Annotated in this window: 4 protein-coding genes; 1 reads left to right on the top strand and 3 read right to left on the bottom strand. The window is 62.1% G+C overall.

The features are described from left to right. The first annotated feature begins 65 nt into the window (after positions 1-65). Positions 66-530 (top strand): pentapeptide repeat-containing protein, encoded by a 465-nt coding sequence (locus NW838_RS11475; RefSeq protein ID WP_011432098.1) that lies wholly within the window; start codon positions 66-68, stop codon positions 528-530. 12 nt (positions 531-542) lie between these two features. On the opposite strand, the gene cysQ is transcribed toward NW838_RS11475, so the two are convergent. From cysQ to NW838_RS11460, 3 genes are all read right to left on the bottom strand, one after another. After that, entirely contained in the window at positions 543-1,370 is an 828-nt protein-coding gene (gene cysQ / locus NW838_RS11470; protein WP_414350347.1) for a 3'(2'),5'-bisphosphate nucleotidase CysQ, read from the bottom strand. A 16-nt stretch (positions 1,371-1,386) separates the two neighbouring features. Beyond that, the gene (hisF, locus tag NW838_RS11465) at positions 1,387-2,148 is read right to left on the bottom strand and encodes an imidazole glycerol phosphate synthase subunit HisF (RefSeq protein ID WP_414428073.1); all 762 of its coding nucleotides are present in this window, start codon (positions 2,146-2,148) and stop codon (positions 1,387-1,389) included. 61 nt (positions 2,149-2,209) lie between these two features. Then, a complete protein-coding gene (locus NW838_RS11460) occupies positions 2,210-3,313 on the bottom strand; it encodes an ArsA family ATPase (protein WP_414350343.1) in 1,104 nt (367 codons plus the stop codon). Positions 3,314-3,378: the final 65 nt, after the last annotated feature.

Below are 3,378 nucleotides of genomic sequence, written 5' to 3'. Positions count from 1 at the left end.
ATCGCTGCATAGTTGAACAGTGATGTTCAGCAGTGTTCAGCGTAAATGTATCAGAACAAACAGCGATGACAACAGCAAGTATTAAGCCTCTCTTGGATGCCAAGCAACTGTTGCAGGCTTATGCGTCTGGCCAACGGGACTTTTCCGGCTCCAACCTGAGCGGAGCGCAGTTGAGTGGCGCGAATTTGAAGGGCATTATCCTACGGGATGCCGACTTGAGTGGGGCAGATTTGCGCGAGGCGGATTTGTCGGGAGCAGATCTCTCGGGAGCCGACCTGCGCGGAGCCAAGCTGCGACGGGTGAACCTGATTGGGGCTAAGTTGGTGAAGGCAGATTTGCGGGGGGCCAACCTCTACCGGGCCAAATTGCTCAGGGCCGACCTCAGCGAAGCCGAGCTGAACCGAGCCGATCTGCGGATTGGGGCCGATCTGCGCGGAGCCATCATCACCAACACCCATTTCCGCGGTGCCCTTTACGACGAGTACACCAAGTTCCCGGATGGCTTTAACCCCACAGAGATGGGCATGTAGCCGGAGCTTCCCTCAGGGGATCAGGTTCTGCCACAGTTGGGCCATGCCTTCGGCAGCCGCTACAAAGGGCGGGTTGTGCAGGTCGGGCTTGTTGTAGCGCAAGGGATCCCCTGCCAGATCGGTAACCCTTCCCCCCGCCTGCTCCACAATGCACTGGGCAGCGGCAGTATCCCACTCCATGGTGGGGCCGAAGCGAGGGTAGAGATGGGCAGATCCTTCGGCCACAAGGCAAAGCTTTAGGGCACTGCCCACAGACTTCACTTCCAGAGAGCCACAGCGCTGCCGCAGCCGCTCGAGGAACTGCTCCGTCTCCGGGTTGCTGTGGGAACGGCTGGCCACCACTTGTAGGGGTTCTTGGGCGTAAGGGCAGGTGCGGATGGGCTGTTCGTGAACGCAGGACGGAGTCCTTTCCCTCTTGCAGGCCCCCAGCTTTTGCGCAGCCGCGTAGGTGAGGCCCAGAGCTGGGGCATGGACGACCCCCAGGATGGGGATCCCTTCCTCGATGAGAGCAATATTCACCGTAAACTGGCCGTTGCGCCCGATAAACTCTCGGGTGCCATCCAAGGGATCCACCAGCCAAAACCGCTCCCACTGTTGCCGCTCTGGGTAAGGGATCCCGCCCGATTCTTCCGAGAGCACCGGGATCCCTGGGGTCAGGTCTTGCAAGCCTTGCAGGATCAGGTGGTGGGAGGCCAGATCCGCCTCTGTAAGGGGAGAGGCATCCGCCTTGGCCCTTACCTGAAGCTGCTCCTGTCTGTAGATGGGCAAAATAGCCTGTCCTGCCGCCTCCGCCAGCCGACTTACCTTGGGCAAGAGAGCGGCCAGATCCTGAGCTTGCATAGGATCCCTCGCAGAGTTAGCAACGCACCGGAATGCCGTGGGCGGCCAAGTCGGCTTTGATTTGGGCAATCGTTAACTGGCCGTAGTGCAACAGAGAAGCCAACAGCGCTGCTTCTGCTCCCGCTTCCTGCAGAGCCTGGCGGATGTGGGCACACGCTCCTGCACCCCCAGAGGCGATCACCGGCACCGACACCGCATCCACCACCCGCCGGGTTAGCTCGAGGTCATAGCCGGCCTGGGTGCCATCGGCGTCCATGCTGGTGAGCAAGATCTCCCCTGCCCCCCGTTCGGCCACGCTTTTGGCCCACTCCACCGCGTCCAGGCCCGTCGGCTGCCGCCCCCCGCGCACGTATACCTCCCATCCCCCTCCCTGCGGCTTGGCGCGAGCATCAATGGCCACCACAATGCACTGGGATCCAAACCAGCGGCTGGCTTGAGTCACCAAATCCGGATCCCTGACCGCCGCCGAATTGAGGCTGACCTTGTCTGCCCCGGCCCGCAGCAGTTGCCGGATCCCCTCCAGATCGCGGATCCCTCCTCCCACCGTGAGGGGAATGAACACCTGCTCTGCGGTGCGCCGCACCACTTCCAACAAAATCTCCCGCTCTTCGTGGGTGGCGGTGATGTCCAAAAAGACCAGCTCATCGGCCCCCGCCTGATCATAAGCCTGGGCCAGCTCCACCGGATCCCCGGCATCCCGCAATTGCACAAACTGGATCCCTTTCACCACCCGCCCTGCCGCCACATCCAGACAGGGAATGATCCGTTTGGCCAACATCGCTCTCTCCCAAGGACTCCATACCGCTAACGCGAACAGAGGGGAACAACTGGGGATCGTTTTAGCCGAAGCTGATGACCAGGAAGGGTTCTTGAAACTTGGCCCCGGTCACCTGCCGACCCGCCAAGCTGGGGGGCAAGAACAAGTTGCGCCGCTGATCCCCGGCGGTGATGGTCAGCTCCGGGCCCGACTGGCTCAGCTCGATTTGCGCCTTGCTGAAGCCGGGAATAAACAGCTTGACTGTACGGGATCCCTCGTCGATGGCCACGGGCGGCGGCACATCCGGCACGGCGAACATCCCTCCTACTGCCGCTTCCAAAGCCGACCAATCGGATCCCTGACGCAGGGGGAGTGTCCGTACTGTCAGCGGGAAAAAATCGGCAGCCGAGACCTCCCCCGGAGCCAGAGGGGTGACCCAGAGGCCACCCACCGTCAGCCCCACCATCTGAGCACTCCCCCAAAGGTAACGGGCGGTTTGCACGGCCATCGGGTCAGGGGTGGTCACCAGGTGGGCCAGCACACGGCGCGGATCGGCAATGGCCTGTCGTCCCTGCTCCAAGAGGTTAGTCATGCCCCCCAACCGCTCCGGCAGATCCTCCAGAGAGGAAAACTCCACAGTGCTCACCGAACGCAACAAGGGCTCGGCAAAGGGTCGCAGGGTTTTGGCCAAGTCGGATCCCAAAAAAGCCTTGGAAGCCCGCCGCCAGTACCAACTGGCCACCTCCGGGATCCCAAAAGCTCGCAAGGTGGTCAGATCCCCCGGCCCGTCGTAGAGAATGCAGTCGTATTGGCCGCTGGCATCGTAACGGCGCAGAGCTTCCAGGGCCAGGGCCTGATCCATACCCGGCAACACCCCCAATTCCTGGCCGTAGATCTCCCGGAAAAAGGGAGTGCGCACGTATCGGGCTTCCAGCTCTTTGGCTGCCGTCCAGTTTTGCTCCAAAAGTTGGGTTGTCCGCAACTGCACCACGCTCAAGTTGGCAGCAATGGTCACCGGCTCGCCGGAAAGCGGGATCCCGCCCAAGAGCATTTCCAACCCCGGCCCCGCCTGATGGCCCACCAACAGCACCCGCCGCCCCTGTTGGGCTGCCGCGCGAGCCGCCGCCACGGCCAAGGTGCTCCGACCTGTGCCCCCCTTGCCCAGAAAGGTGAGAATTTGGCTCATTCCCGCTCTCCCGCTTCTCCGTAGATGTCGATGTACAGAGATTGGCCCGCGAACTGAGCTGCAGC

It is taken from the genome of Synechococcus sp. R55.2, from assembly GCF_047462075.1.
In the GTDB taxonomy this organism is placed as follows: Bacteria; Cyanobacteriota; Cyanobacteriia; order Thermostichales; family Thermostichaceae; genus Thermostichus.
Note: the sequence above shows the minus strand (reverse complement) of the source record. Positions and strands in the feature narration are given on the sequence as shown.